Raw genomic sequence first — 22,624 nt, forward strand, 5'->3', positions numbered from 1 at the left:
CCCGCCGCCGCCGTCGCCCCGCCCGGGGCGGCGGCGCGCTCACACCTCCGGTCGATCGCCCTCGCGGGGCGGGTCACCGTCGCGTCGGCGCAGGTCGTCCTCGCGTCGGCGCAGGTCCTCCTCCCAGCGGCGGAAGAGCTCCTGGTCCTGCTGCTTGGCCCGGTCCTGCACGGAGCGCAGGAACTCCGGGTCGTCGTCCGGCGCGACCGGCCGGGGGCGCTGCCGCTCGGGGGACGAGGTGCCACCGGGCCAGCCCTTGCTGGCGCCGGAGCTGGGCTGCCGGCCGACGATGAACCAGGCGATCGAGCCGACCAGCGGGAAGAACAGGATGATCAGCACCCAGGCGATCCGGGGAAGGGCACGGATCTTGCCCTCCTCGGCGGAGAGACAACTGATCAGCGCGCAGACGGCGAGGACAATCTGCACCAGGAAGAGGAGTACGCCAAGCCGGGCCATGCACCCATGATGACTCACCGGATCGCGTCACCCTAGTCCGCGAAGAACCAGCAGCACTCCCAGTAGTGCGAGCCCCACGGTGCCGAGCGCGACCAGGGGCAGTGTCCGGCCGCCGGTCTGGGCCGAACCGGTGCCGGTGCCCCGGGGCCAGCAGAGCACCAGCAGAGCGCCCCACAGCAGGACGATGACGCCGGCGAACAGTGCCCCGACCGGGCCTCCGGCCGACGCCAGCCGGACCGCCAGCGCGGTGACCACGGTCACCGTGAGCAGGGTGCGCCGCCAGGCCAGCCGGGTCCGCTCCGCTTGCAGCCCCGGGTCGCGGCCGGTGCTCACGGCCCGCCGATCGCCCGGACCAGGACGGCGACCACCAGCAGCACCGCCCCGGCGCCGACGGCGAGGGCGAGGGCGGCGGGAAACCGGGACGCGGGCAACTCCTCACCGAGCCGGATGGCCCGTTCGGTACGCGCCCAGTGGTCCACGGCACGGATCGCGACCGCGCCGCCGAGCATCAGCAGCGCTACCGCGATCACCTCCCGCAGGTGGCCCATCGGCAGGGGCGGCAGGAACTGCGCGGTGGCCAACCCGCCGCCGACCAGCGCCAGCCCGGTGCGCAGCCAGGCGAGGAACGTCCGTTCGTTGGCCAGGGAGAACCGGTAGTCCGGCGGTTCACCGACCGAGCGCAGCTCCGCCGGGTCGAACCATCGCCTGATCGCCTCCCACACGGGCCCGATTATCCGCTTCCCATCCCGCTTAGCCTGGGCCGGTGACTGATCTCGACATCCTGACGCTGCGTACCGCCTACGACAACCAGCTCCGCCCGGAGATCCCCGACCCGGTTCCGGCCGGAGTGACGGTGGAGCGGGACGGGCCGCTGGTGCGGATCACCGGGCTCGACGCCGGTGGGTTCATCACCTACCGCGATCTGGGCGGGTTGACCGGCGACGCGCTGGACGAGTTGATCGCCCGGCAGGTGCGGTTGTGCCGTGAGCGGGGCGAGTCGGCGGAGTGGAAGCTCAACGAGCACGACGAACCGGCGGACCTGGCGGACCGTCTGCGCGCCGCCGGCTTCGTCGCGGAGGACCGGGAGACCGTCGTGGTCGGGCCGGTCGCGCCGCTGGCCGCCGCGCTGCCGGTCATCCCCGAGGGGGTACGCCTGCGTGAGGTGACCTCCCGCGCCGACCTGGAGCGGATCGCCGCCATGGAGGAGGAGGTCTGGCAGGAGGACCGCTCGCACCTGGTCTGGGGGCTGGCGAAGGAGATCGACGCCGACCCGCACTCGATCACCGTGGTGGTGGCCGAGGCGGACGACACAGTGGCGAGCGCCGGCTGGGTGCGCTTCCCGGCGAACACCGGCTTCGCCACCCTCTGGGGTGGGTCCACCCTCCCGCAGTGGCGTCGCAAGGGCATCTACCGGGCGCTGGTCACCTATCGCGCGCGGCTGGCCGACCAGCGGGACCGGACGCTGATGCAGGTCGACTGTTCCGAGGACAGCCGCCCGATCCTGCAGCGGCTCGGCCTCGTCGCGGTCACCACCACCACCCCGTACGTCTACACTCCGTGATCATGGAGCAGCGGTTGACGGACGAGGAGCGGTTGACCATCAAGACCGGTGCCTTCGGCGCTGTCTTCCTGGTCTCCAACGCCGATCCCGGGGTGCTGGGGGTGATCCGGGAGAGCATCGCCGCGTCCGGCGCGCTCGCCGACGCCAGCGGGGCGGTCAAGGAGGCGCTGACCACCGGTCCGCTGCCGTGGCTTCCCCGGGACTCACAGTTGGAGATCGAGTCGGTGGTGCTGCCGGCGTTGCGGCAGGCGGTGCTGATCCTGCGCGACAAGTCACCGGCGGACGTCGAGGCGTACCGCTCGGTGGTGTTGACCGCCGCGGACCGGGTGGCCCGGGCGCACGACGGGATCGCAGCCTCCGAGGCTGCGGCCATCGACCAGATCCGGGTGGCGCTCTCCGAGCCGACCTGAACGACCGCGCGTCGGTGAGCTGTGTCACTCTCGGTGCCTCGGGAGCGCAACCTACTGGCAGGTAACATTGCGCCGTGGGCAACTGCACAGCAGCCCCCGGTTGACCTGGCGTCGACCGACGCGCGACGCTGCGCCCCAGACCGGGCGAGCAAATAGCAACACCACACAGGAGGGTCGTCGAAGCGCGATGAATATCGTCGTACTCGTCAAGCAGGTGCCTGATTCGGGCGCGGACCGCAACCTGCGCAGTGACGACAACACCGTCGACCGCGGTTCGGCGAACAACGTGATCAATGAGATGGACGAGTACGCCATCGAGGAGGCGCTGAAGATCAAGGAGGCGCACGGCGGCGAGGTCACCATCCTGACCATGGGTCCGGACCGGGCGACCGAGTCGATCCGCAAGGCGCTCTCCATGGGCCCGGACAAGGCCGTCCACGTGCTGGACGACGCCCTGCACGGCTCCTGTGCCATCGCCACCTCGAAGGTGCTCGCCGCAGCCCTCGGTCAGCTGAATGCGGACCTGGTCATCTGCGGCGCGGAGTCCACCGACGGTCGGGTCCAGGTCATGCCGCACATGATCGCCGAGCGGCTGGGCGTCGCGGCGCTCACCGGCGCCCGCAAGCTCACCGTCGACGGCGCGACGCTGACCGTCGAGCGGCAGACCGAGGAGGGCTACGAGGTCGTCACCGCCTCCACCCCGGCCGTGGTCTCCGTCTGGGACACGATCAACGAGCCGCGCTACCCCTCCTTCAAGGGCATCATGGCCGCGAAGAAGAAGCCGGTGCAGACGCTCTCGCTGGCCGAGCTCGGTGTCGCTCCCGCCGAGGTGGGCTTCGACGGCGCCACCAGTGCCGTCGTCGAGCACACCAAGCGCCCGCCGCGCTCCGGCGGCGCCAAGATCACCGATGAGGGCGAGGGCGGCGTCAAGCTGGTCGAGTTCCTCGCCACCGAGAAGTTCGTGTGAGAGGGGGGTTCTGACATGTCTGAGGTTCTCGTCGTCGTCGAAGCCACCAAGGAATTCGGCGTCAAGAAGGTCACCCTGGAAATGCTCACCCTCGCGCGTGAGCTGGGCACCCCGAGCGCGGTGGTGCTCGGTGGCGCCGGCGCCGCCGAGGCGCTGAGCGGCAAGCTGGGCGAGTACGGCGCGGAGAAGATCTACGCCGCCGAGGGTGACGAGATCGACGGCTACCTGGTGGCCCCCAAGGCCACCGTGCTGGCCGAACTGGTCAAGCGGGTGCAGCCGGCAGCCGTGCTGCTGGCCTCGGCCCAGGAGGGCAAGGAAATCGCCGCCCGCCTCGCCGTCAAGCTGGACAACGGCATCCTGACCGACGTGGTCGGCCTGGACGCCGACGGCACCGCGACCCAGGTCGCCTTCGCCGGCTCCACCATCGTCAAGGCCAAGGTCACCAAGGGCCTGCCGCTGGTCACCGTGCGACCCAACTCGGTCACCCCGAGCCCGGCCGCCGCCACCCCGGCGATCGAGCAGCTCACCGTGTCGGTCACCGACACCGACAAGCTGGCCAAGGTCGTCGAGCGAGTCGCCGAGCAGAAGGGCTCCCGCCCCGAGTTGACCGAGGCCGGCGTGGTCGTCTCCGGCGGTCGCGGTGTCGGCAACGCCGACAACTTCAAGCTGGTCGAGGAGCTGGCCGACCTGCTCGGCGGCGCCGTCGGCGCGTCCCGCGCGGCCGTCGACTCCGGCTTCTACCCGCACCAGTTCCAGGTGGGCCAGACCGGCAAGACGGTCTCCCCGCAGCTCTACGTCGCGCTCGGCATCTCCGGTGCCATCCAGCACCGGGCCGGCATGCAGACCTCGAAGACCATCGTCGCGGTCAACAAGGACGGCGAGGCGCCGATCTTCGAGCTGGCCGACTTCGGTGTGGTGGGCGACCTGTTCAAGATCGTCCCGCAGGCCGCCGAGGAGATCCGCAAGCGCAAGTGACACCCAGCACGTGAAGAAAGTGGCCGCCCCCGATCGGGGGCGGCCACTTCTCTTCGGTGGGAGCTGATCGGCGGGCCGGGGAGCTGAGCCGGCCCACCGATCAGCCCGTCAGGGTGCCCCTCAGCAGGCTGTCGCCGGAGTGGCGGCTGTTGTTGTCGTACTGCTCGGCGGAGACGTCGACCACCGAATAGCTCGTGATGTCGACATTCGGGGGCAGGGGCAGCAGCGCGTCCGAACCGCCACCCAGGGTGCCCACAGAGAACATCTCCATCGTCGCCGGATTGATGAGCCAGACCTCGTAGTACCCCGGGACGCGCGGGAGATTCGCCACATGCAGATGCAGTTGGCCGTCCCGCAGAACCCGGGCGTCGCCCTTGGCCGCCGGTGGCGTCGATCCGTACGCCGCCAGCGGCGCGCTCGCCACCACCACCTGCGTCGGAGCCGGTGTCGGGTCGTCCGGCCGCAGCACGGAGGCCGTGCCCAGCACACCGACCGCCGCGGCGGCTGCCGCGGTCACCGCCGTGGCCGCCCAGCGTGACCAGCCAGAGCCCCGACGGGACCGGCGCGCCGAATCCAGCCGGGTGACCGTCGGCGGTGCCGTCGTGCCGGTGGCCTGCTCACCCGTCGTGCCGGTGGATGGTGTGGCCGTCGTGCCGGTGGCCCGTCCGAACGGCGTGTCGTTGGTCTGCCCAGTCAGGGTGCCGACGCCCTGCCCAGGGACCTGCTGCCAACGGGCCTCGGCCTGGGCCTGCTGGGCCTCGGCTGCCCTGACCTGGGCGGCGATGCCCTGCCAGATGTGCTCCGGCGGGTCGGGTAGGTCAGCCAGGCCCTGCGTCTCGGTGCCGAGCCCGGCCACCTGCTGAAAGGTCGCCACCTCCGCACGGCAGAGCGCGCAGGTGCCGAGGTGGGTGCTCTCGGCGTTGTCCGCCTCGCTCTCACCGAGTGCCAGAAAGACCAGCCGGTCGTGGTCCAGGTGCTGCACCGTCCACCTCCCATCTGCGTTTCAAGCTCGCCATGCCGCGCCGGATGTGGCTCTTCACGGTGCCCAACGGCACTCCGGTCACCGCAGCTATCTGCTGGTGTGTTAGGTCGTCGTAGAAGGCCAACTCCAGCATGCGTCGCTGGTCGTCCGGGAGACGGGCCAGCTCGTCGGCGATCACCAGCCGATCCACCACGCGATCCGGGTCCGGGCCGGTCGGCGCCGGCTCGGGCAGCTGGCGGACCGTCTCCACCACCCGGGTCTCCCGGGCGGAGGCGCGCATCCGGTCGATCACCTTTCGCCGGCCGATGCCGAGCAGCCAGCCGATCAGCGATCCCTTTGCCGGGTCGAAGGTGTCCCGACCCAGCCAGGCGGCGACGAACGTGGCCTGGGTCACGTCCTCCGCGTCGCTGCGGTTGGCCAGCATGGAGGTGGCCAGATGGAGCACGGCGCGACCGTACCGGTCGTACGCCTCGCGGAGGGCCACGTCGTCGCCCGCCCGGAAGCGGAGATCGAGGTCGTCCACCGGAGGGTCCGGTTCCTGTCGTATGGCCGTCATCGGGCGGCTCGCCTTCGATGGGGCATACCCGACTGTAGCTGCCACAGTCCCCGCCCCACTCTCCCGGTCGATGTCATCTCACCTGCTCTTCGCCTCCCAGGCCCGGTCCGGATGCATTCGGGGGCCGGAAAAGAAAAGTGCGACCGAGCGCATCCACCCGTCGGAGAGCCGGCGTAACCCCTTCTGCAAGCAAGGCCTGACGAATCAGCAGTAATCAGCAGGAGGCAGACATGCAGCTTTCGTACTTCCGTCGGGTCGCCGCGGGCGGCGCGGTCGCCGCGCTGGCCTTCGCCGGCGTCGGCGCGCTCACCGCCACCCCCGCGTACGCCGCCACGGCGAAGGTCTCCGTCGTGCACGGCATCCCGGACACCCCGGTCGACGTCTACGTCAACGGCAAGAAGACGCTGGACAACTTCAAGCCCGGCGACGTCGCCGGCCCGCTGAACCTGGAGGAGGGCGACTACGACATCGCGCTCACCAAGCCCGGCGAGCCGATCGGCAGCGCGATCCTCAAGGTCGACAACGCGGCCGTTCCGGGCGGGGCGAACATCAGCATCGCGGCCCACCTCGACGCCGCCGGCCAGCCGAAGATCACGCCGTTCGTGAACGACGTCTCGAAGGTCGCCGCCGGCAAGGCCCGGCTCATCGTCCGGCACACCGCCGCCGCCCCCGAGGTGGACGTGCGGGCCGGTGGCACCCCGGTCTTCAAGGGGCTCACCAACCCGAACGAGGCCAAGGGCGACGTCGACGCGGGCAACGTGAAGGCGGACGTGGTGCTGGCCGGCACCGACACCGTGGCCATCGGCCCGGCGGACCTCAACCTCAAGGAGGGCACCGCGACGATCGTCTACGCGATCGGTTCCGCCGAGGGCAAGACGCTCGACGTGGTGGCACAGACCATCACCGGCCTGCACTCCGCCCCCGGCGGCGTGCCGAGCGGTGACGGTGGTCAGGCCGGCACGGGCGTGAACACCTGGTGGTACGCGCTCACCGGTGCCGGCGTACTCCTGCTGCTCGGTGGTGGGGTGCGGATGGCGACCGCGCGGACCGGTCGCAAGTGACGGTGCGCAACCGCGGCGCGCTGGCGGCCCTGGCCGCCGGCGTTGCCGCGCTCACCGTCTCCACCCTGGTGGCGTGCGGCTCCCAACCGGCCGAGAACGTGGGCGCCGACGAGGCGAGCACGCTGGCCAGCACTCCGGCGACCGCCACCAGCGCTCCGTCGGTCCCGGTGACCGTCGGTGAGCTGCCGGCCGACGCGGCGATCGTCCCCCCGGTCCGGCTGGTGATCCCGGGGATCGACGTCACCGCCACCGTCAACGCGGTCGGCATCAACGAGCGGACCAACGAGTTCGAGGTGCCGCCGAGCGTCGACCAGATCGGCTGGTACCGCTACGGCCCCGGCCTGGAAACGGACGCCGGCTCGGTGGTCATCGCCGGTCACGTGGACAGCGCCAAGCAGGGCAAGGGCGCGTTCTTCCGCCTGCGGGAACTGGACCAGGGCGACACCCTGACCGCGACCGGCAGCGACGGTGAGGCTCGGCAGTACCGGGTCGTCGCCCGGGAGGAGTACGCCAAGACCAAGATCCCGTTGGACCGGTACTTCGCCCGGGACGGCAAGCCGCGGCTGACCCTGATCACCTGCGGTGGGCCGTTCGACGCCAAGGCCCGCAAGTACCGCGACAACATCGTCGTCACCGCGGTGCCCGCCTGACGAGGACCACGACGTGCCGGGGTGGGGATTCCCACCCCGGCCGTCGGCGGAGTCCCCTCCGGCATTCGGCGCCTGAGGTGTCGGCCGTAGGCTGAACGGTGATGGCTTACCTGGATCACGCGGCGACGACTCCGATGCTCGATGAGGCACTGGAGGCGTACGTCGCTACCGCCCGCGAGGTCGGCAACGCGTCCTCCCTGCACGCGGCGGGTCGCCGTGCCCGTCGCCGGGTCGAAGAGTCGCGCGAACGGGTGGCCGCTGTCCTCGGCGCCCGGCCGTCTGAGGTGATCTTCACCGGTGGTGGCACGGAGAGTGACAACCTCGCGGTCAAGGGCATCTTCTGGGCCCGCCGGGGAGCCGGCTCCGACCGCCGCCGGGTGGTCTCCAGCGCCGTCGAGCACCACGCGGTGCTGGACGCGGTCGACTGGCTGGCCCAGCACGAGGGCGCCGAAATCGGCTGGCTGCCCGTGGACGCCGCCGGTCGGCTCGACCCGGAGGATCTGCGCGCCGAGCTGGCCGCGCACGCCGACCGGGTGGCCGTCGTCACCGCGATGTGGGCCAACAACGAGGTGGGCACCGTTCAGCCCGTCGCCGAGCTGGCCGCCGTCGCCGCCGAGCACGGTGTGCCGTTCCACACCGACGCCATCCAGGCGGTCGGTCAGGTGCCCGTCGACTTCGCCGCCAGTGGCGTCGCCGCGCTGACCGTGACCGGGCACAAGCTGGGCGGCCCGACCGGGGTGGGTGCGCTGCTGCTCGCCCGGGATGTCGCGGCCACGCCGCTGCTGCACGGCGGCGGGCAGGAACGCGACGTACGCTCCGGCACCCTGGACACCGCCGGCATCGTCGCCTTCGCGGTCGCCGTCGAGTCGGCGGTGAAGGGCCAACAGGAGTACGCGGCCCGGGTGGCCGCGCTCCGGGACGACCTGATCGAACGGGTCCGTCGGGCAGTGCCCGAGGTGATCTACAACGGTGACCCGACCGACCGGCTGCCCGGCAACGCGCACTTCTCCTTCCCGGGCTCCGAGGGTGACGCCCTGCTGCTCCTGCTCGACGCGCAGGGGATCGCCTGCTCGACGGGGTCGGCCTGCTCGGCCGGGGTGGCCCAGCCGTCGCACGTGCTGCTGGCAATGGGTGCCGACGACGACCGCGCCCGCTCCTCGCTGCGCTTCACCCTGGGTCACACGAGCACCCAGGCCGACATCGACGCCGTGGTGGCGGCCCTCCCGGCGGCGGTGGACCGAGCCCGCCGAGCCGCCGCCCTCCGCACCCCCCGCTGACCCGGCTCCGGGGGGTTTTCCGAGCTGGTGGATAGGGTTGTCGTGGGGACGGGGAAGGGAGTGGGCTGGTGAGGGTTCTGGCGGCTATGTCGGGCGGGGTTGACTCGGCCGTGGCGGCGGCGCGGGCGGTGGCGGCCGGGCACGACGTGACCGGCGTGCACCTGGCCCTGGCCCGCAACCCACAGACCTATCGGACCGGGGCGCGGGGCTGCTGCACCCTGGAGGATTCCCGGGACGCGCGGCGGGCCGCCGACGTGATCGGCATCCCCTTCTACGTGTGGGACATGGCCGACCGCTTCCACGAGGACGTGGTGGACGACTTCGTCGCCGAGTACGCCGCCGGTCGCACGCCGAACCCCTGCCTGCGCTGCAACGAGAAGATCAAGTTCGCGGCGGTGCTGGACCGAGCGGTGGCCCTGGGCTTCGACGCGGTGGTCACCGGTCACCACGCCCGGCTCGGCCCGGACGGGCTGCTGCGCCGCAGCGTCGACATCGCCAAGGACCAGTCGTACGTGCTGGCCGTGCTCACCCGCGAGCAGCTGGACCGGTCGATCTTCCCGCTGGGCGACTCGACCAAGGCGCAGGTCCGCGCGGAGGCCGCCGAGCGTGGCCTGGCGGTGGCCGACAAGCCAGACTCGCACGACATCTGCTTCATCGCCGACGGTGACACCCGCGGCTTCCTGGCCGGCCGGCTCGGCGAGGCGCCCGGCGACGTGGTGGACGCGAGCACCGGCGCGGTGGTCGGCAGTCACAGCGGCGCGTACGCGTACACGGTGGGGCAGCGTCGCGGCCTGCACCTGGACCGGCCCGCCCCGGACGGCCGACCGCGCTACGTGCTCTCCATCACCCCGAAGACCAACACGGTGACCGTCGGCCCCGCCGAGGCGCTGGAGGTGTCCGAGGTTCGCGCCGTCCGTCCGGTCTGGACCGGCGGCGCACGCCCGGACGCCCCGGTGGAGTGCGAGGTGCAGCTACGCGCCCACGGCAGCGTGGTGCCGGCGACCGTCGCCCTCGACGGCGACACGATGCACGCCGAGCTGCGCCAGCCGGTACGCGGCGTCGCCGCCGGTCAGGCCGTGGTCGCGTACCGGGCGGACCCGGCCGGCGACGTGGTCCTCGGCTCCGCGACCATCACCGGCTGACCGCACGGCCTGGGTGTTCGCGGGATAGCCTTCGGCCGTGACAGATCAGGCGTGGCCCTGGCCGGCCGGCGCGGCAACCGGAATTGGTTCGCTGCCCGGCACCGACATCGGCGAGGCACAGCGGGTGGTCCTCGGTGAGCTTCCCGAGCTGCCCCACCTGCCCGAGTTGCCAGCCCGTGGTCCCGGCGCGGACATGATCGGCCGGTCCGCCGGGCTGCTCGTCGAGCTGCCCGTCGAGGTCTACGCCGGGCGGTGGCGGGTCGCCCCACGCTCGGGCCGCGACCTGCGCCGGGCCCGTGACCTGATGGAACGCGACCTGGACCAGCTCGCCGAGCAGGCCGAGGAGTACGCCGGGCCGATCAAGGTGCAGGCCGCCGGTCCGCTCACCCTGGCCGCCTCGCTGGAGCTGCCGATCGGTGGCCGTCTGCTGCGCGACCCCGGCGCGGTCCGCGATCTGACCGGCTCCCTCGCCGAAGGGCTGCGCGCGCACGTCGCGGCGGTGGCCCGGCGGCTGCCCCAGGCGTCGGTGCTGCTCCAGCTGGACGAACCGTCGCTGCCGACCGTGCTGGCCGGGCGGGTGCCGACCGAGAGTGGGCTTGGCGCGTACCGGGCGGTCGACCCGGTGGACGCTGCCGCTCTGCTGCGCACTGTCATCGAGGCGGTCGGGGTGCCGACGCTGGTGCACTGCTGCGCCCCGGACGTGCCGCTGGAGCTGATCCGCTCCACCGGCGCCGTCGCGGTCGCCCTCGACCTGGACCTGGTCACCAAACTGGACCCGCTGGGCGAGGCGATCGACGCCGGCCTCGGGTTGCTGGCCGGGGCCGCACCGACCCGGCCGCCGTCGGCCGGTGGCACGCCGACCTCCGCGCAGATCGCGGATCGTGTACGCCAGGTCTGGGACCGCCTCGGCTTCCCTCGTCGGCAGCTGGCCGAGCAGGTGGTGATCACCCCGGCCTGCGGTCTCGCCGACGCGACCCCGGAGTACGCGCGCGCGGTGCTCGCGGCCTGTCGGGAGGCCGGTCGACGGCTCGCCGAGGACTGAGGTTTCCTGTCGTACCCGGTGGGCAGGATGACGGTCATGATTGGACAGCTACGTTCAGTGGTGATCGACTGCCCGGACCCGCGGGCGTTGGCGGCGTTCTACTCCGAGCTGCTCGGTGTGCCTTTCGCCGAGGGTGACACGGACGACGACTGGGTGGTGCTGGGCGGGCCGCCCGGTCACCAGCCGCGTCTCGCCTTCCAGCAGGCACTCAACCTACGGCCGCCGGCCTGGCCGGACCCGGAGCGTCCTCAGCAGTTCCACCTGGATGTGACGGTGGACGACATCGAGAGTGCGGAGAAGGCCGCGCTCGCGCTCGGTGCTCGGCGGTTGCCCGGTGAGGGCGAGGGCTTCCGGGTCTACGCCGATCCGGCCGGCCACCCGTTCTGCCTCTGCTGGGACTGAACCTGACGGGGGTTGCGGCGGCCGGGCATCATGGCCGCCGTGATCCCTACCTCTCCGCTGCGCGCCTCCGGCTCACTCTTCGGCCTCGCCTACGGTGACGCGCTCGGCAAGCCGACCGAGTTCCTGACCGTCGCCGAGATCCAGCACCGTTATGGTCCGACCGGTCCACGGGAGCTGTCCGGCGAGCCGGCACTGGTCACCGACGACACCCAGATGGCCCTCGCGGTGGGTTGGGCGCTGCACGAGGCGCCCTCGCTCACCCCGGAGGCGGTGGAGCCACTGCTGCGGCAGCGTTTCCTGGCCTGGGCGGTCAGCCCGGACAACAACCGCGCCCCGGGCATGACCTGCCTGCGCGCCTGCGCCGAGCTGACCCGCGGGGTGCGCTGGCAGGACGCCACCGTCATCGGGTCGAAGGGGTGCGGCGCCAACATGCGGGTCACCCCGGTCGGGCTGCTCGACGTCGACCTGGACACGCTCGCCGGCCTGGCCCAGCTACAGGCCGGGTTGACCCATGGGCACCCGACCGGGTTGGCCGCCAGCGAGCTGACCGCGTACGCGGTCTTCGCGCTGCGCGCGGGCGCCACGCTGCCCGAGCTTCCCGCGCTGCTCACCGAGCGGGCGCTCGCCCAACGCCTGGTCTACCGGGAGCGGTGGCTGGGCGACCTCTGGCAGCGCGCCGACTCGCGTTCACCGCAGGAGTTCATCGCCCACGGTTGGGACGAGTGCCTGGCGGTGCTGGGCCGACTGACCAACGCCCTGAGTCAGCCGGACGACGGCGGTGACCCGTGCCGGGCGACGGGGGAGGGCTGGGTCGCCGAGGAGGCACTGGCCACCGCGCTGCTCTGCGCCGTGCGGCACGCCGACGACCCGGTCGCGGCACTGGCCCGGGGCGCGACCACCGCCGGCGACTCCGACTCGATCGCCGCCCTGGCCGGCGCGTTCGTGGGCGCGGCCGCCGGGATGAGCGCCTGGCCGAGCGGGTGGGCCGACCGCATCGAGTACGCGGACCAACTCGCCACCCTCGCCGAAGCCTGGGACTGACCCGCCCGGCCCCGCCCCTGCTCCGGCCCCGCCGTGCCTGGGCCCCGCGCGGCCTGACCCGCCCGGGCCTGGCCCGCCCCTGCCCTGCGGGCGTGATCCACTCGGGTTCCTGGAAGTCGGGGTGTCCCACGGTCTCGGATGCCGCGCTTTTCAGGAACCCGAGTCGATCACTCTCGTGGCCAGTGCGACCAGGCAGCGACGACGCAGCGGCTGGTCAGGGGGTGGGCAGGTGACGCAGGCTGCGGACCTTCTTCCACAGGTCGGCGTCGCAGCGCCCGGCGTGGTCCTCGAAGGCCGCCGAGTTGAGTCGGATCGGCTCGGTCAGGCTCAGGTAGCTGTCGTGCTCCGCGCCGGGGTCCCAGTCGCGGGTGGGGATCCGCACGTGGTCGTCCCGGTCGCTCTTGTCCTGGCTGGTGATCTTCAGGACGTCGGCGCCCCGGGAGTCGGCGCGCAGCACCAGACAGGGACGTACCTTCGATCCGGTGCCGTCGGCGTACGGCACGTCGGCCCACCAGATGTCGCCCGGTGCCGGAGCACCGGCCGGCCGTCCGGTGTCGCGCGAGCGCGGCTTGGTGGCCGGTCGATCGGCGCCGCGTGGCCTCGGTGCCGTGGAACGTCGGCCGGGGCGGCCGCCCCGACCCGGCCGGGTGCCCGGACGGCGGTTGGCCACCCGGTGTCGCCAACTGTTCCACGCCCAGCCGGCGGCGACCGCCAGCAGGATCGCCACCGCCCAGAGCAGCGCCTCGGGCATTCGTACCTCCGCCTCTCGGCGACCCACCGGGTCGCACCGTCCGGCGATCCTCGCACGCCGCCGCCCGTGCCGCCCGCCAACCCGGCGCGGGTGGGCGACGGATTGTCCCACCGGCCCGATACGGTGCCGGAGTAGCGTGATCAGGGAGGTCGCAGGCGTGTCCGAAGGTGGCGGTGTGTCCGAGGAACAGATCGGTCAGCAGGTCAGCCCGGCTCAGGAGGCGGCGGCCGGGGCCGAGCCCACGCCGCAGGCCCGAGAGCGGCACGCCACGCTCAGCCAGGAGCTGACCGAGCATCAATACCGTTACTACGTGCTGGACGCGCCGATCATCACCGACGCCGAGTTCGACAAGCAGTTGCGCGAGCTGGAGGCACTTGAGGCGGAGTTCCCGGCACTGCGGACTCCGGACTCGCCGACCCAGCGGGTGGGCGGCACGTTCTCCACCGACTTCACCCCGGTCACCCACGCCGAGCGGATGCTCTCCCTCGACAACGCCTTCGCCGACGAGGAGTTGGCGGCGTGGGCCGAGCGGGTCGAGCGGGACGCCGGTGGCGCGGTGCCCTACCTGTGCGAGCTGAAGGTCGACGGGCTGGCGATCAACCTGACCTACGAGAACGGCCGGCTGGTCCGCGCGGCCACCCGGGGTGACGGCCGCACCGGTGAGGATGTCACCGCCAACGTCCGCAGCATCCGGGACGTGCCCGGCCAGCTCACCCCGTCCGACGACTTCCCGGACGTGCCCGAGCTGGTGGAGGTGCGGGGGGAGATCTACTTCCCGGTCGCCGCGTTCGCCGACCTCAACGCGGGCCTGGTGGAGCAGGGCAAGGCGCCGTTCGCCAACCCGCGCAACGCCGCGGCGGGCAGCCTGCGGCAGAAGGACCCGCGGGTCACGGCCTCCCGGCCGCTGCGGCTGGTGGTGCACGGCATCGGTGCCCGCCGTGGGTTCCAGCCCACGGCCCAGTCCGAGTCGTACGCGGCGCTCAGGTCGTGGGGGTTGCCGACCAGTGACCGGTGGCGGGTCGTCCCGGATCTGAGCGGCGTGGCCGAATACATCGCGTACTACGCCGAGCACCGGCACGACGTCGAGCACGAAATCGACGGCGTGGTGGTCAAGGTCGACCCGGTGTCCATCCAGGGCCGGCTCGGCTCGACCAGCCGCGCGCCGCGGTGGGCGATCGCCTTCAAATACCCGCCGGAGGAGGTCACCACCAAGCTGCTCGACATCGACGTCAACGTGGGCCGCACCGGGCGGGTCACCCCGTTCGCCGTCCTCGAGCCGGTGCGGGTGGCCGGCTCGACGGTCGCGCTCGCCACCCTGCACAACGCCCGTGAGGTGGAGCGCAAGGGGGTGTTGATCGGCGACACGGTGGTGCTGCGCAAGGCCGGCGACGTGATTCCCGAGGTCCTCGGCCCGGTGGTCGACCTGCGGCCCGCCGACGCCCGACCGTTCGTCATGCCCACCACCTGCCCGGCCTGCGGCACCCCGCTCGCACCCTCCAAGGAGGGCGACGTCGACATCCGTTGCCCCAACACCCGTAGCTGCCCGGCCCAGCTGCGCGAGCGGGTGTTCCACCTCGCCGGTCGCGGGGCCTTCGACATCGAGGCGCTCGGTTACAAGGGAGCTGCGGCCCTGCTGGACGCGCAGGTCATCGCCGACGAGGGTGATCTGTTCCAGCTCGACGCCGACCAGTTGTCCCGGTCCACGTTCTTCGTCAACAAGGACGGCAGTCTGGGCAGCAACGCGGCCAAGCTGCTGGACAACCTGGCCGTCGCCCGCGAGCGTGACCTGTGGCGGGTGCTGGTGGCGCTCTCCATCCGTCATGTCGGCCCCACCGCCGCGCAGGCGCTCGCCAGGCACTTCCGCTCGATGGAGGCCATCGACGAGGCCAGCGAGGAGGAGCTGTCCTCTGTCGACGGGGTCGGGCCGACCATCGCGGCCAGCATCCGGGAGTGGTTCGCGGTGGACTGGCACCGCGAGGTCGTCCGCAAGTGGGCCGAGGCGGGCGTACGGATGGCCGAGGAGGCTGTCGACGAGGGGCCGCGCCCGCTGGAGGGGCTGACAGTGGTGGTGACCGGCACGCTCGCCGGCTACTCACGCGACCAGGCCGCCGAGGCCGTGCAGAGCCGGGGCGGCAAGCTCAGCGGTTCGGTCTCCAAGAAGACGAGCTTCGTGGTCGTCGGGGACAACCCCGGGTCCAAGGCTGACAAGGCGGCCAGCCTCAAGGTGCCGGTGCTGGACGAGGACGGGTTCCGATTGCTGCTGGACGCGGGCCCGGACGCCGCGCGGGAGGTCGCCCAGCCGGGCGGGTGATCCCGCTCGCGGCCTGCGGCGGCGACTAGGCGCGTATACCAACTTAATTACGACTACGACCGATTCGTGACTGTCATACCGGGAAACTGGGGGCCGAGGGCGTTTCATTGGTTCACGGCGTACCGCACCGGCACGCCGACTGTCGGTCGGGAGGTGTGGTGGAGGTCGCGGATCCACGCAACTCACTCCCGCCGGGACGGGCCACACCGTTCGCCACGTTCGTCGTCGGCATCCTGGTGGTCGCCGCGCTGACCGCCGCCGTACCCCTCGCGTCCCTTCCGGACGAGGTGTCCCGGCTGCCGGTGGCGTTCTGGACGATGGCCGCTCTCGCCGTGGTCTGCGACGCCCGGCCGTTCGTCCCGCCGGGGCGCCGGCAGACCTCCGCGGTGTTCCCGTCCACCTGCTTCACCTTCGCGATCCTGCTCGGGTGGGGCCTCGGCCCCGCGGTGGTGGTGCAGGCGATGGGGGTGATCGTCTCGGGCTGGCGGATGCGGCACGCAGCCTGGCGGACGGCGTTCAACGTCGGCCAGTACGTGTGCGCCCTCGCCGCCGCGTACGGGGTGATCCAGCTCGGCTCGGGCACCATCTTCTCCGGCGGGCGGTTGCACTGGACCGACGTGGCTGCCGTCGGCGGTGCCACGTTGGCGTGGTTCGTCGTCAACTACGGGCTGGTCAGCTGGGCGGTGCGGCTGCGTTTCGGCGACCGGTGGTGGCCCACGCTGCGCCGGGGCCTCGGCTTCGAGTTGCTCTCCACCGGTTCGCTGCTGCTGCTCGCCCCGGTGCTGGTTGCCGCCGCGCGGGTCAGCGCGGCGCTGATCCCGCTGGTGCTGGTGCCGCTCTTCGCGGTCTACCGGATGGCCCGGCTGACCGTCGAGCAGCAGCACCTCGCCGCCGCCGACCCGTTGACCGGTCTGCCCAACCGCAAGGCGCTGCTGGCCGAGGTGGCGGAGCAGGTGCACCTGCACGCCGAGCGGACGGCCCGCGGCGAACCCGACGGGCAGTTGGCGCTGCTGCTGATCGACCTGGACCGTTTCAAGAACGTCAATGACGCGCTCGGGCACGCCGTGGGCGACCGGCTGCTGGTCGAGGTCAGTGCCCGGCTCACCGACGTGCAGCCCCGACCACAGATGATCGCCCGGCTCGGCGGCGACGAGTTCGCCATCGTGATGACCGGCATGACCGACGTCGGTCAGGCCCGGGAGTTGGCCGACCAGGTGGTCCAGGCGCTGGCCGAGCCGGTGCCACTCGACGGGCTGCCGTTGGACGTGGGCGGCTCGATCGGGATCGCCCTCTTCCCCGAGCATGGCGAGGACTTCGCCACCCTGATGCGCCACGCCGACGTGGCGATGTACGACGCCAAGCACCGCAACGACACGGTGGCCGTCTACGCCCCCGAGTCCGACCACAATTCCGCCGAGCGCCTCGGCCTCCTCGCCGACCTGCGCCGGGTGTTGGAATCCAGCCCGTCGAGCGAGTTGTTCGACACCGACCCGGCGGACCAGGCCGACGGGGCTGTCGACGTACCCCTTGCGGCGACGGCGGAGGTGCGCGGCGGTGACGGCGCGGCGCTGCCCGTCGGGTCCCCGGCCGAGGCCGCACCCCACGCGGACCCGGCACCGGCGGTCGCCACGGCACCGCCGACCACCAACCGGTGGTGGGGGCGCCGTCGGCGCAACGACGCCGAGCTGGTGCACGCCGACGAGTTGATCAACCGGATCGCGACCGGCGCCGACCCGATCCGGGGCCGTGGCTCCCGTTCCACGGTCACCGGCACCCGCTCGGGCCTGACCCGGGAGCGACGCGCGGGAGCCGGCAACGGCCGCCGGTCACCGAACGGGAGCACGGTCCCCGCGAGGGGCAACGGCGGCCTCGGGCGGCGGCGTGACATCGGGACAGGCGGCCCGGGCCACCCGGTCGAATCGACGGGGTGGGCGCACGCGGACGGCGAAGCGGCAGAAGACGCCGGGGAAATCACCATGTACTACCAGCCGCAGATCGCCATCGCGACCGGCGAGGTGGTCGGTGTCGAGGCCCTGCTGCGGTGGCGGCATCCCCGGCGGGGCATGGTCGACCCGGAGGAACTCATCCGTGTCGCCGAGCAGAGCGCGGTGATGCGACTGCTCACCCGGCGGGTGGTCGACGACGTGGTGGAGCAACTCGCCAAGTGGTCGGCGGCCGGCATCGGCCTGCGCGCGGCGCTGAACGTGAGCGTGCGCGACCTGCACACCGGCGACGTCGCCGAACAGATCGCCGACCGGCTGGCCCGCTACGGGGTGCCTGCCGACCGGCTGCAGGTGGAGATCACCGAAGGTGCGTTGATGGCCGATCCGCGCCGGGTGCTGGCCACCATCTCCCAACTGCACCGGATCGGGGTGGCCATCTCATTGGACGACTTCGGCACCGGCTACTCCTCGCTGCAACACCTGCGCCGGTTGCCGTTGTCCGAGGTGAAGGTGGACCGGTCGTTCGTGCTCGGCATGGCCGAGGACGCCGACGACGCGGCGATCGTCCGATCGATGATCGAGTTGGCCGGGGCGCTGGGCCTGCGTGTGGTCGCCGAGGGCGTCGAGGACGAGCGGACCTGGCGGATGCTGCACTCCGCCGGCTGCGACGCCGCCCAGGGCTGGTTCTACGCCCGGCCCATGCCGGCCGAGGAGCTGGTCACCTGGCTGGCCCGGTACCGGCCGGTGCGCCCGAGCGGGCCCCCGCAGTCGGACATCGGCCGCCGCCCCACCCGCTGACCCCTCCGCCGGCATGGCATTCCGGCTGCCGGAGGGGGAGTCGGGGACGCGGCACCGGAGCGGAACAATAGACTCGCTCCGGTCACCGCGCGTCACGCTCCACCCGTCGCGCGGCCGGCACACCGCCCGACCAGCAGGACATCAGAAGGGGGCACGGATGGCCGCCATCTCCCGCGAGGAGGTCGCGCACCTGGCGCGCCTGTCGCGGCTCGCCGTCACCGAGGAGGAGCTGGACATGTTCGCCGGCCAGCTCGACGTGATCCTCCAGGCGGTCGCTCAGGTCGGCGAGGTCGCCGCCGCGGACATTCCGCCGACCTCGCACTCGGTGCCGCTGACCAACATCTTCCGCGAGGACGTCGTCACGCCGTGCCTGACCCCGCAGGAGGCGCTGTCGGGCGCACCCGACGCCGAGGACCAGCGGTTCCGCGTACCGCGGATCCTGACCGAGGATGTGGCGTCATGAGCGAGCGCCAGCGAGTGAATCATGGTTGCAGCGCGGTGGTGCCTCATGGCGTCATGGAGCGAAGCGGAGTGACGGCATGAGCAGCGATCTCACCAGAATGACCGCGACGGAGATCGCGTCCCTGGTCGCCGGGGGCGAGACCTCCGCCGTCGAGGTGACCCGGGCGCACCTCGACCGGATCGCCGCGGTCGACGACCGGGTGCACGCCTTCCTGCACGTTGACACCGACGGCGCGCTCGCCGCGGCCCGCTCGGTGGACGAGCGCCGGGCCGCCGGCGAGGAGCTGGGCCCCCTTGCGGGTGTGCCGGTCGCGGTCAAGGACGTGCTCGCCACGCGGGGCGTGCCGACCACCGTGGGCTCGAAGATCCTGGAGGGCTGGCGCCCGCCGTACGACGCGACGATCGTGCAGCGGCTGCGCGAGGCCGGCACGGTGATGCTCGGCAAGACCAACATGGACGAGTTCGCGATGGGCTCCTCCACCGAATACTCGGCGTACGGCCCGACGCACAACCCGTGGGACCTGAGCCGGATCCCGGGTGGCTCGGGTGGTGGCAGCGCTGCCGCGCTGGCCGCGTACGAGGCGCCGCTGGCGATCGGCTCGGACACCGGCGGCTCGATCCGCCAGCCCGGCGCGGTCACCGGCACTGTCGGTGCGAAGCCCACCTACGGCGGCACCTCCCGGTACGGGCTGGTGGCCTTCTCCTCGTCGCTGGACACTCCGGGCCCGTGTGCCCGTAACGTGCTCGACGCGGCCCTGCTGCACCAGGTGATCGGCGGGCACGACCCGCGTGACTCCACCTCGATCCCTCAGCCGATGCCGGACGTGGTGGCGGCGGCGAAGCTCGGCGCGACCGGCGACCTGACCGGTGTGCGGCTCGGCATCGTCAGCGAGTTCGTCGGCGAGGGCGCCGAGCCGGGTGTGATGGCCGCGTTCCGCGAGTCGGTCGACGCTCTCGCGAAGCTGGGCGCGGAGATCGTCGAGGTGTCCTGCCCGACGTTCGCGTACGCGCTGCCGGCGTACTACCTGATCGCCCCGAGCGAGTGCTCCTCCAACCTGGCCCGGTTCGACGGCGTCCGGTTCGGCCTGCGGGTCGGCGACGACGGCAACCGGTCGCTGGAGGAGGTCATGTCGCTGACCCGCGAGGCCGGCTTCGGCCCGGAGGTCAAGCGCCGCATCATGATCGGCACGTACGCGCTGTCGTCGGGTTACTACGACGCGTACTACGGGCAGGCGCAGAAGGTCCGGACGCTCATCACCCGGGACTTCACCGCCGCGTTCGAGCGGGTCGATGCGCTGATCTCGCCGACGACCCCGTCGGTGGCGTTCCCGATGGGCGCACGGACCGCCGACCCGTACCAGATGTACCTGGCCGACCTGTACACGATCCCGACGAACCTGTACGGCGGGCCGGGCATCTCGGTGCCCTGTGGCATCTCCGAAGGGCTGCCCGTCGGCCTGCAGGTGATGGCCCCGACGATGGCCGACGACCGGATGTACCGGGTCGCCGCCGCGTTGGAGTCCGTGATCGGCACGTTCACGCCACCGGCGTTGTAAGCCGCGCAAGCGGTCGAGGCGGGTCGGGGACAGGCGGTTTCACGCCGGTCCGTGACCCGCCTCGACCGTGTTGGTCGTCGGCCCGGCGAGGTAGCGGCGGGCCTCCCGCAGGCCACGCCAGCGATACCAGGCGGCACCTCCCCAGAGCAGGAGCAGCAGTACGGCCAGCACGCGGCCGAGCGGGCGGACCGGGTCCACCAGGGGCGGCAGTTGGCTGAGGAAGCCCACCGTGAACAGCACCAGCAGCCAGCGTTGACTGACGCGGGACCGGGCCTCCTTGCGAGCCAGCGCGTCCAGATAAGGGTCGTCGGTGGACCCGTCGCGTAACGCCTGCACGATCAGCCGCCTGGTCGTCGGGTCGACGCCGGCCGTCCGGGGCATCCGCCTGATCAGCCGCCGGCCGAAGACGAGGGCGACGACCGCGCCGACCAGCGGCGGGATCAGCATCAGCGCGAACGCCGCGAAGAGGTCGGGGCCCCCGGTCCGGCCGTTGACCATCGCGGCGGTGCCCGTCGCGGCCGCGCCGACCACGACGGCCGCGGCCACGACGTACGTGCTGCGGCGGTGCCGCCCTCGCGGCACCTGCTCGTCTGCGAGGATCACCTGCCGGGTCAGCGCTCCTGGTCGTTCCCCCGTATTCGACATGGTCGCTCCGTACCCCACCGTCAGCGACGACACGCGCGCCCGGCGAAACCCGCCCGAGGATTGATCGGGCAACCCCATTAGGCTGGACAGGTTCTGTCCCGGATCGCGCCTGGAGCGTCTCATGACCACGACACTGCCCGCGTACGACGAGGTCGTTGCACGCTACGAACCGGTGATCGGCCTGGAGACCCACGTCGAGCTGGGCACGAACACCAAGATGTTCTGTGGTTGCCCGACCGACTTCGGTGGCGAGCCGAACACCCGGGTCTGCCCGGTGTGCCTGGGCCTGCCCGGCTCCCTGCCGGTGGCCAACAAAGCGGCCATCGAGGCGATCATCCGGATCGGCCTGGCGCTGAACTGCTCGATTGCCGAGTGGTGCCGGTTCGCCCGGAAGAACTACTTCTACCCGGACATGCCGAAGAACTTCCAGATCAGCCAGTACGACGAGCCGATCTGCGTCGACGGCTACCTGGACGTCGAGGTGGGCGGCGAGACGGTGCGGATCGAGATCGAGCGGGTGCACCTCGAGGAGGACACCGGCAAGACGCTGCACGTCGGTGGTGCCACCGGCCGCATCCACGGTGCGACGGAGTCGCTGGTCGACTACAACCGGGCCGGCATCCCGCTGGTGGAGATCGTCACCAAGCCCATCCCGGGCACCGGCGCGCTCGCACCCGACGTGGCCAAGGCGTACGTCACCGAGCTGCGCGACGTGATCCGCACCCTCGGTGTCTCGGACGTGCGGATGGAGGAGGGTTCGCTGCGTTGTGACGTGAACACCTCGCTCAACCTGCCGGGGCAGGAGTGGGGCACCCGCACCGAGACGAAGAACGTCAACTCGCTGCGGTCGGTGGAGCGGGCGGTCCGCTCGGAGATGCTGCGGCAGGCGTCGGTGCTCGAAGCGGGCGGCCGGATCACGCAGGAGACCCGGCACTTCCACGAGGACACCGGCGACACCACCCCGGGACGTTCGAAGGAGACGGCCACCGACTACCGGTACTTCCCGGAGCCGGATCTGGTGCCGATCGCCCCGGACCCGGCGTGGGTCGCCGAGCTGAAGGCCGCCCTGCCGGAGCTGCCCCGGGTGCACCGGCGTCGGCTCCAGCAGCAGTGGGGGCTCTCCGACCTGGACATGCAGTCGGTGCTGAACGCCGGCGCGGTCGAGCTGATCGAGGCCACCGTGGCCGCCGGCACCACCCCGGCGGCGGCCCGCAAGTGGTGGCTGGGTGAGCTGTCCCGCCGGGCCAACGAGAGCGGTGTGGAGCTGGCCGAGATCGGTGCCACTCCCACCCAGGTCGCCGAGTTGCAGGGGCTGGTCGACGCCGGCAAGCTCAACGACAAAATGGCCCGCGCGGTGCTGGAGGGCGTGGTCGACGGTGAGGGCTCACCCGCCGAGATCATGGCCAGCCGGGGCCTGGAGGTCGTGTCGGACACCGGCGCGCTGACCATCGCCGTGGACGAGGCGATCGCCGCGAACCCCGGCATCGCCGACAAGATCCGCAGTGGCAAGGTCGCCGCGGCCGGCGCACTGGTCGGCGCGGTCATGAAGACCACTCGGGGTCAGGCCGACGCCGCCGCCGTCCGCACGCTGATCCTGGAGCGCCTCGGCGTCGAAGGCTGACCGGCACGTCACCCT

At 72.1% G+C, this 22,624-nt stretch carries 23 protein-coding genes; 16 read left to right on the forward strand and 7 right to left on the reverse strand.

Annotation, left to right across the window (positions count from 1 at the left end):
• Nucleotides 1–39: 39 nt before the first annotated feature.
• The 3 genes from FBZ33_RS04755 to FBZ33_RS04765 are packed head-to-tail and all read right to left on the reverse strand — an operon-like array spanning nucleotide 40 to nucleotide 1,178.
• A complete protein-coding gene (locus FBZ33_RS04755) occupies nucleotides 40–456 on the reverse strand; it encodes a PLD nuclease N-terminal domain-containing protein (RefSeq protein WP_088946514.1) in 417 nt (138 codons plus the stop codon).
• A 27-nt stretch (nucleotides 457–483) separates the two neighbouring features.
• The gene (locus FBZ33_RS04760; RefSeq protein WP_141908134.1) at nucleotides 484–789 is read right to left on the reverse strand and encodes a DUF202 domain-containing protein; all 306 of its coding nucleotides are present in this window, start codon (nucleotides 787–789) and stop codon (nucleotides 484–486) included.
• Nucleotides 786–1,178: a YidH family protein gene (locus tag FBZ33_RS04765; protein ID WP_141908135.1), complete on the reverse strand. Its 393-nt coding sequence runs from the start codon at nucleotides 1,176–1,178 to the stop codon at nucleotides 786–788. The genes FBZ33_RS04760 and FBZ33_RS04765 overlap by 4 nt, the downstream gene beginning before the upstream one ends.
• A gap of 41 nt (nucleotides 1,179–1,219) precedes the next feature.
• On the opposite strand from FBZ33_RS04765, the gene FBZ33_RS04770 reads away from it, so the two are divergent.
• The 4 genes from FBZ33_RS04770 (at nucleotide 1,220) to FBZ33_RS04785 (ending at nucleotide 4,369) form a co-directional block, all read left to right on the forward strand.
• The gene (locus FBZ33_RS04770; protein ID WP_141908136.1) at nucleotides 1,220–2,017 is read left to right on the forward strand and encodes a GNAT family N-acetyltransferase; all 798 of its coding nucleotides are present in this window, start codon (nucleotides 1,220–1,222) and stop codon (nucleotides 2,015–2,017) included.
• Nucleotides 2,018–2,019: 2 nt separating this feature from the next.
• Nucleotides 2,020–2,427, forward strand: coding sequence for a hypothetical protein (locus tag FBZ33_RS04775; protein ID WP_088951504.1), 408 nt, complete (start codon nucleotides 2,020–2,022; stop codon nucleotides 2,425–2,427).
• A gap of 187 nt (nucleotides 2,428–2,614) precedes the next feature.
• Complete coding sequence (locus tag FBZ33_RS04780; protein WP_088946518.1) at nucleotides 2,615–3,394, forward strand: electron transfer flavoprotein subunit beta/FixA family protein; 780 nt, start codon at nucleotides 2,615–2,617, stop codon at nucleotides 3,392–3,394.
• Nucleotides 3,395–3,409: 15 nt separating this feature from the next.
• Nucleotides 3,410–4,369 carry an electron transfer flavoprotein subunit alpha/FixB family protein gene (locus FBZ33_RS04785; RefSeq protein WP_088946519.1) on the forward strand — a complete coding sequence of 320 codons (960 nt, stop codon included), beginning with the start codon at nucleotides 3,410–3,412 and terminating at the stop codon, nucleotides 4,367–4,369.
• A 100-nt stretch (nucleotides 4,370–4,469) separates the two neighbouring features.
• On the opposite strand, the gene FBZ33_RS04790 is transcribed toward FBZ33_RS04785, so the two are convergent.
• Both FBZ33_RS04790 and FBZ33_RS04795 read right to left on the reverse strand, forming a co-directional pair.
• Nucleotides 4,470–5,351, reverse strand: coding sequence for an anti-sigma factor (locus FBZ33_RS04790; RefSeq protein ID WP_141908137.1), 882 nt, complete (start codon nucleotides 5,349–5,351; stop codon nucleotides 4,470–4,472).
• Nucleotides 5,305–5,907: an RNA polymerase sigma factor gene (locus FBZ33_RS04795; protein WP_088946521.1), complete on the reverse strand. Its 603-nt coding sequence runs from the start codon at nucleotides 5,905–5,907 to the stop codon at nucleotides 5,305–5,307. Before FBZ33_RS04795 ends, FBZ33_RS04790 begins: the two co-directional genes overlap by 47 nt.
• Nucleotides 5,908–6,137: 230 nt before the next feature.
• On the opposite strand from FBZ33_RS04795, the gene FBZ33_RS04800 reads away from it, so the two are divergent.
• The 7 genes from FBZ33_RS04800 to FBZ33_RS04830 all read left to right on the forward strand — a co-directional run bounded on the left by FBZ33_RS04800 (nucleotide 6,138) and on the right by FBZ33_RS04830 (nucleotide 12,522).
• On the forward strand, nucleotides 6,138–6,968 hold the full coding sequence (locus FBZ33_RS04800) for a DUF4397 domain-containing protein (RefSeq protein ID WP_088946522.1): 831 nt from the start codon (nucleotides 6,138–6,140) through the stop codon (nucleotides 6,966–6,968).
• Nucleotides 6,965–7,618, forward strand: a complete 654-nt coding sequence (locus tag FBZ33_RS04805) for a class F sortase (RefSeq protein WP_088946523.1) — start codon at nucleotides 6,965–6,967, stop codon at nucleotides 7,616–7,618. Before FBZ33_RS04800 ends, FBZ33_RS04805 begins: the two co-directional genes overlap by 4 nt.
• A 101-nt stretch (nucleotides 7,619–7,719) precedes the next feature.
• Nucleotides 7,720–8,895 carry a cysteine desulfurase family protein gene (locus FBZ33_RS04810; RefSeq protein WP_141908138.1) on the forward strand — a complete coding sequence of 392 codons (1,176 nt, stop codon included), beginning with the start codon at nucleotides 7,720–7,722 and terminating at the stop codon, nucleotides 8,893–8,895.
• A gap of 68 nt (nucleotides 8,896–8,963) precedes the next feature.
• Nucleotides 8,964–10,037, forward strand: a complete 1,074-nt coding sequence (gene mnmA, locus FBZ33_RS04815) for a tRNA 2-thiouridine(34) synthase MnmA (protein ID WP_088946525.1) — start codon at nucleotides 8,964–8,966, stop codon at nucleotides 10,035–10,037.
• A 37-nt stretch (nucleotides 10,038–10,074) separates the two neighbouring features.
• Nucleotides 10,075–11,079 carry a methionine synthase gene (locus FBZ33_RS04820; protein WP_141908139.1) on the forward strand — a complete coding sequence of 335 codons (1,005 nt, stop codon included), beginning with the start codon at nucleotides 10,075–10,077 and terminating at the stop codon, nucleotides 11,077–11,079.
• A 36-nt stretch (nucleotides 11,080–11,115) separates the two neighbouring features.
• Nucleotides 11,116–11,481, forward strand: coding sequence for a VOC family protein (locus FBZ33_RS04825; protein WP_172861962.1), 366 nt, complete (start codon nucleotides 11,116–11,118; stop codon nucleotides 11,479–11,481).
• A gap of 30 nt (nucleotides 11,482–11,511) precedes the next feature.
• Nucleotides 11,512–12,522, forward strand: a complete 1,011-nt coding sequence (locus tag FBZ33_RS04830; RefSeq protein ID WP_185755213.1) for an ADP-ribosylglycohydrolase family protein — start codon at nucleotides 11,512–11,514, stop codon at nucleotides 12,520–12,522.
• 214 nt (nucleotides 12,523–12,736) lie between these two features.
• Here the strand turns inward: FBZ33_RS04830 and FBZ33_RS04835 are convergent, their stop codons facing one another.
• Nucleotides 12,737–13,300 carry a type II toxin-antitoxin system PemK/MazF family toxin gene (locus FBZ33_RS04835; protein ID WP_231927239.1) on the reverse strand — a complete coding sequence of 188 codons (564 nt, stop codon included), beginning with the start codon at nucleotides 13,298–13,300 and terminating at the stop codon, nucleotides 12,737–12,739.
• A gap of 148 nt (nucleotides 13,301–13,448) precedes the next feature.
• On the opposite strand from FBZ33_RS04835, the gene ligA reads away from it, so the two are divergent.
• The 4 genes from ligA (at nucleotide 13,449) to gatA (ending at nucleotide 20,343) form a co-directional block, all read left to right on the forward strand.
• On the forward strand, nucleotides 13,449–15,584 hold the full coding sequence (gene ligA / locus FBZ33_RS04840) for an NAD-dependent DNA ligase LigA (protein WP_141908140.1): 2,136 nt from the start codon (nucleotides 13,449–13,451) through the stop codon (nucleotides 15,582–15,584).
• A gap of 158 nt (nucleotides 15,585–15,742) precedes the next feature.
• Nucleotides 15,743–18,325, forward strand: a complete 2,583-nt coding sequence (locus FBZ33_RS04845; RefSeq protein ID WP_141908141.1) for a bifunctional diguanylate cyclase/phosphodiesterase — start codon at nucleotides 15,743–15,745, stop codon at nucleotides 18,323–18,325.
• A 157-nt stretch (nucleotides 18,326–18,482) separates the two neighbouring features.
• On the forward strand, nucleotides 18,483–18,788 hold the full coding sequence (gene gatC / locus FBZ33_RS04850) for an Asp-tRNA(Asn)/Glu-tRNA(Gln) amidotransferase subunit GatC (protein WP_099851058.1): 306 nt from the start codon (nucleotides 18,483–18,485) through the stop codon (nucleotides 18,786–18,788).
• A 76-nt stretch (nucleotides 18,789–18,864) separates the two neighbouring features.
• Entirely contained in the window at nucleotides 18,865–20,343 is a 1,479-nt protein-coding gene (gatA, locus tag FBZ33_RS04855; protein ID WP_141908142.1) for an Asp-tRNA(Asn)/Glu-tRNA(Gln) amidotransferase subunit GatA, read from the forward strand.
• A gap of 39 nt (nucleotides 20,344–20,382) precedes the next feature.
• Here gatA and FBZ33_RS04860 read toward each other — a convergent pair whose 3' ends face one another.
• Nucleotides 20,383–20,988, reverse strand: coding sequence for a hypothetical protein (locus tag FBZ33_RS04860; protein ID WP_141908143.1), 606 nt, complete (start codon nucleotides 20,986–20,988; stop codon nucleotides 20,383–20,385).
• 121 nt (nucleotides 20,989–21,109) lie between these two features.
• On the opposite strand from FBZ33_RS04860, the gene gatB reads away from it, so the two are divergent.
• Nucleotides 21,110–22,609, forward strand: coding sequence for an Asp-tRNA(Asn)/Glu-tRNA(Gln) amidotransferase subunit GatB (gene gatB / locus FBZ33_RS04865; RefSeq protein ID WP_141908144.1), 1,500 nt, complete (start codon nucleotides 21,110–21,112; stop codon nucleotides 22,607–22,609).
• The last annotated feature ends 15 nt before the right edge of the window (nucleotides 22,610–22,624 follow it).

The organism is Micromonospora sp. A202, from assembly GCF_006715105.1.
Taxonomy (GTDB): Bacteria; Actinomycetota; Actinomycetes; order Mycobacteriales; family Micromonosporaceae; genus Micromonospora; species Micromonospora zamorensis.

Coding starts and splice junctions, on each gene's coding strand:
- FBZ33_RS04810 (WP_141908138.1), top strand. CDS start 7,720: ATGGCTTACCTGGATCACGCGGCGACGACTCCGATGCTCGATGAGGCA.
- FBZ33_RS04775 (WP_088951504.1), top strand. CDS start 2,020: ATGGAGCAGCGGTTGACGGACGAGGAGCGGTTGACCATCAAGACCGGT.
- gatC (WP_099851058.1), top strand. CDS start 18,483: ATGGCCGCCATCTCCCGCGAGGAGGTCGCGCACCTGGCGCGCCTGTCG.
- FBZ33_RS04800 (WP_088946522.1), top strand. CDS start 6,138: ATGCAGCTTTCGTACTTCCGTCGGGTCGCCGCGGGCGGCGCGGTCGCC.
- gatA (WP_141908142.1), top strand. CDS start 18,865: ATGAGCAGCGATCTCACCAGAATGACCGCGACGGAGATCGCGTCCCTG.
- FBZ33_RS04860 (WP_141908143.1), bottom strand. CDS start 20,988: ATGTCGAATACGGGGGAACGACCAGGAGCGCTGACCCGGCAGGTGATC.
- FBZ33_RS04825 (WP_172861962.1), top strand. CDS start 11,116: ATGATTGGACAGCTACGTTCAGTGGTGATCGACTGCCCGGACCCGCGG.
- FBZ33_RS04795 (WP_088946521.1), bottom strand. CDS start 5,907: ATGACGGCCATACGACAGGAACCGGACCCTCCGGTGGACGACCTCGAT.
- FBZ33_RS04780 (WP_088946518.1), top strand. CDS start 2,615: ATGAATATCGTCGTACTCGTCAAGCAGGTGCCTGATTCGGGCGCGGAC.
- FBZ33_RS04755 (WP_088946514.1), bottom strand. CDS start 456: ATGGCCCGGCTTGGCGTACTCCTCTTCCTGGTGCAGATTGTCCTCGCC.
- FBZ33_RS04785 (WP_088946519.1), top strand. CDS start 3,410: ATGTCTGAGGTTCTCGTCGTCGTCGAAGCCACCAAGGAATTCGGCGTC.
- FBZ33_RS04830 (WP_185755213.1), top strand. CDS start 11,512: ATGGCCGCCGTGATCCCTACCTCTCCGCTGCGCGCCTCCGGCTCACTC.
- gatB (WP_141908144.1), top strand. CDS start 21,110: ATGACCACGACACTGCCCGCGTACGACGAGGTCGTTGCACGCTACGAA.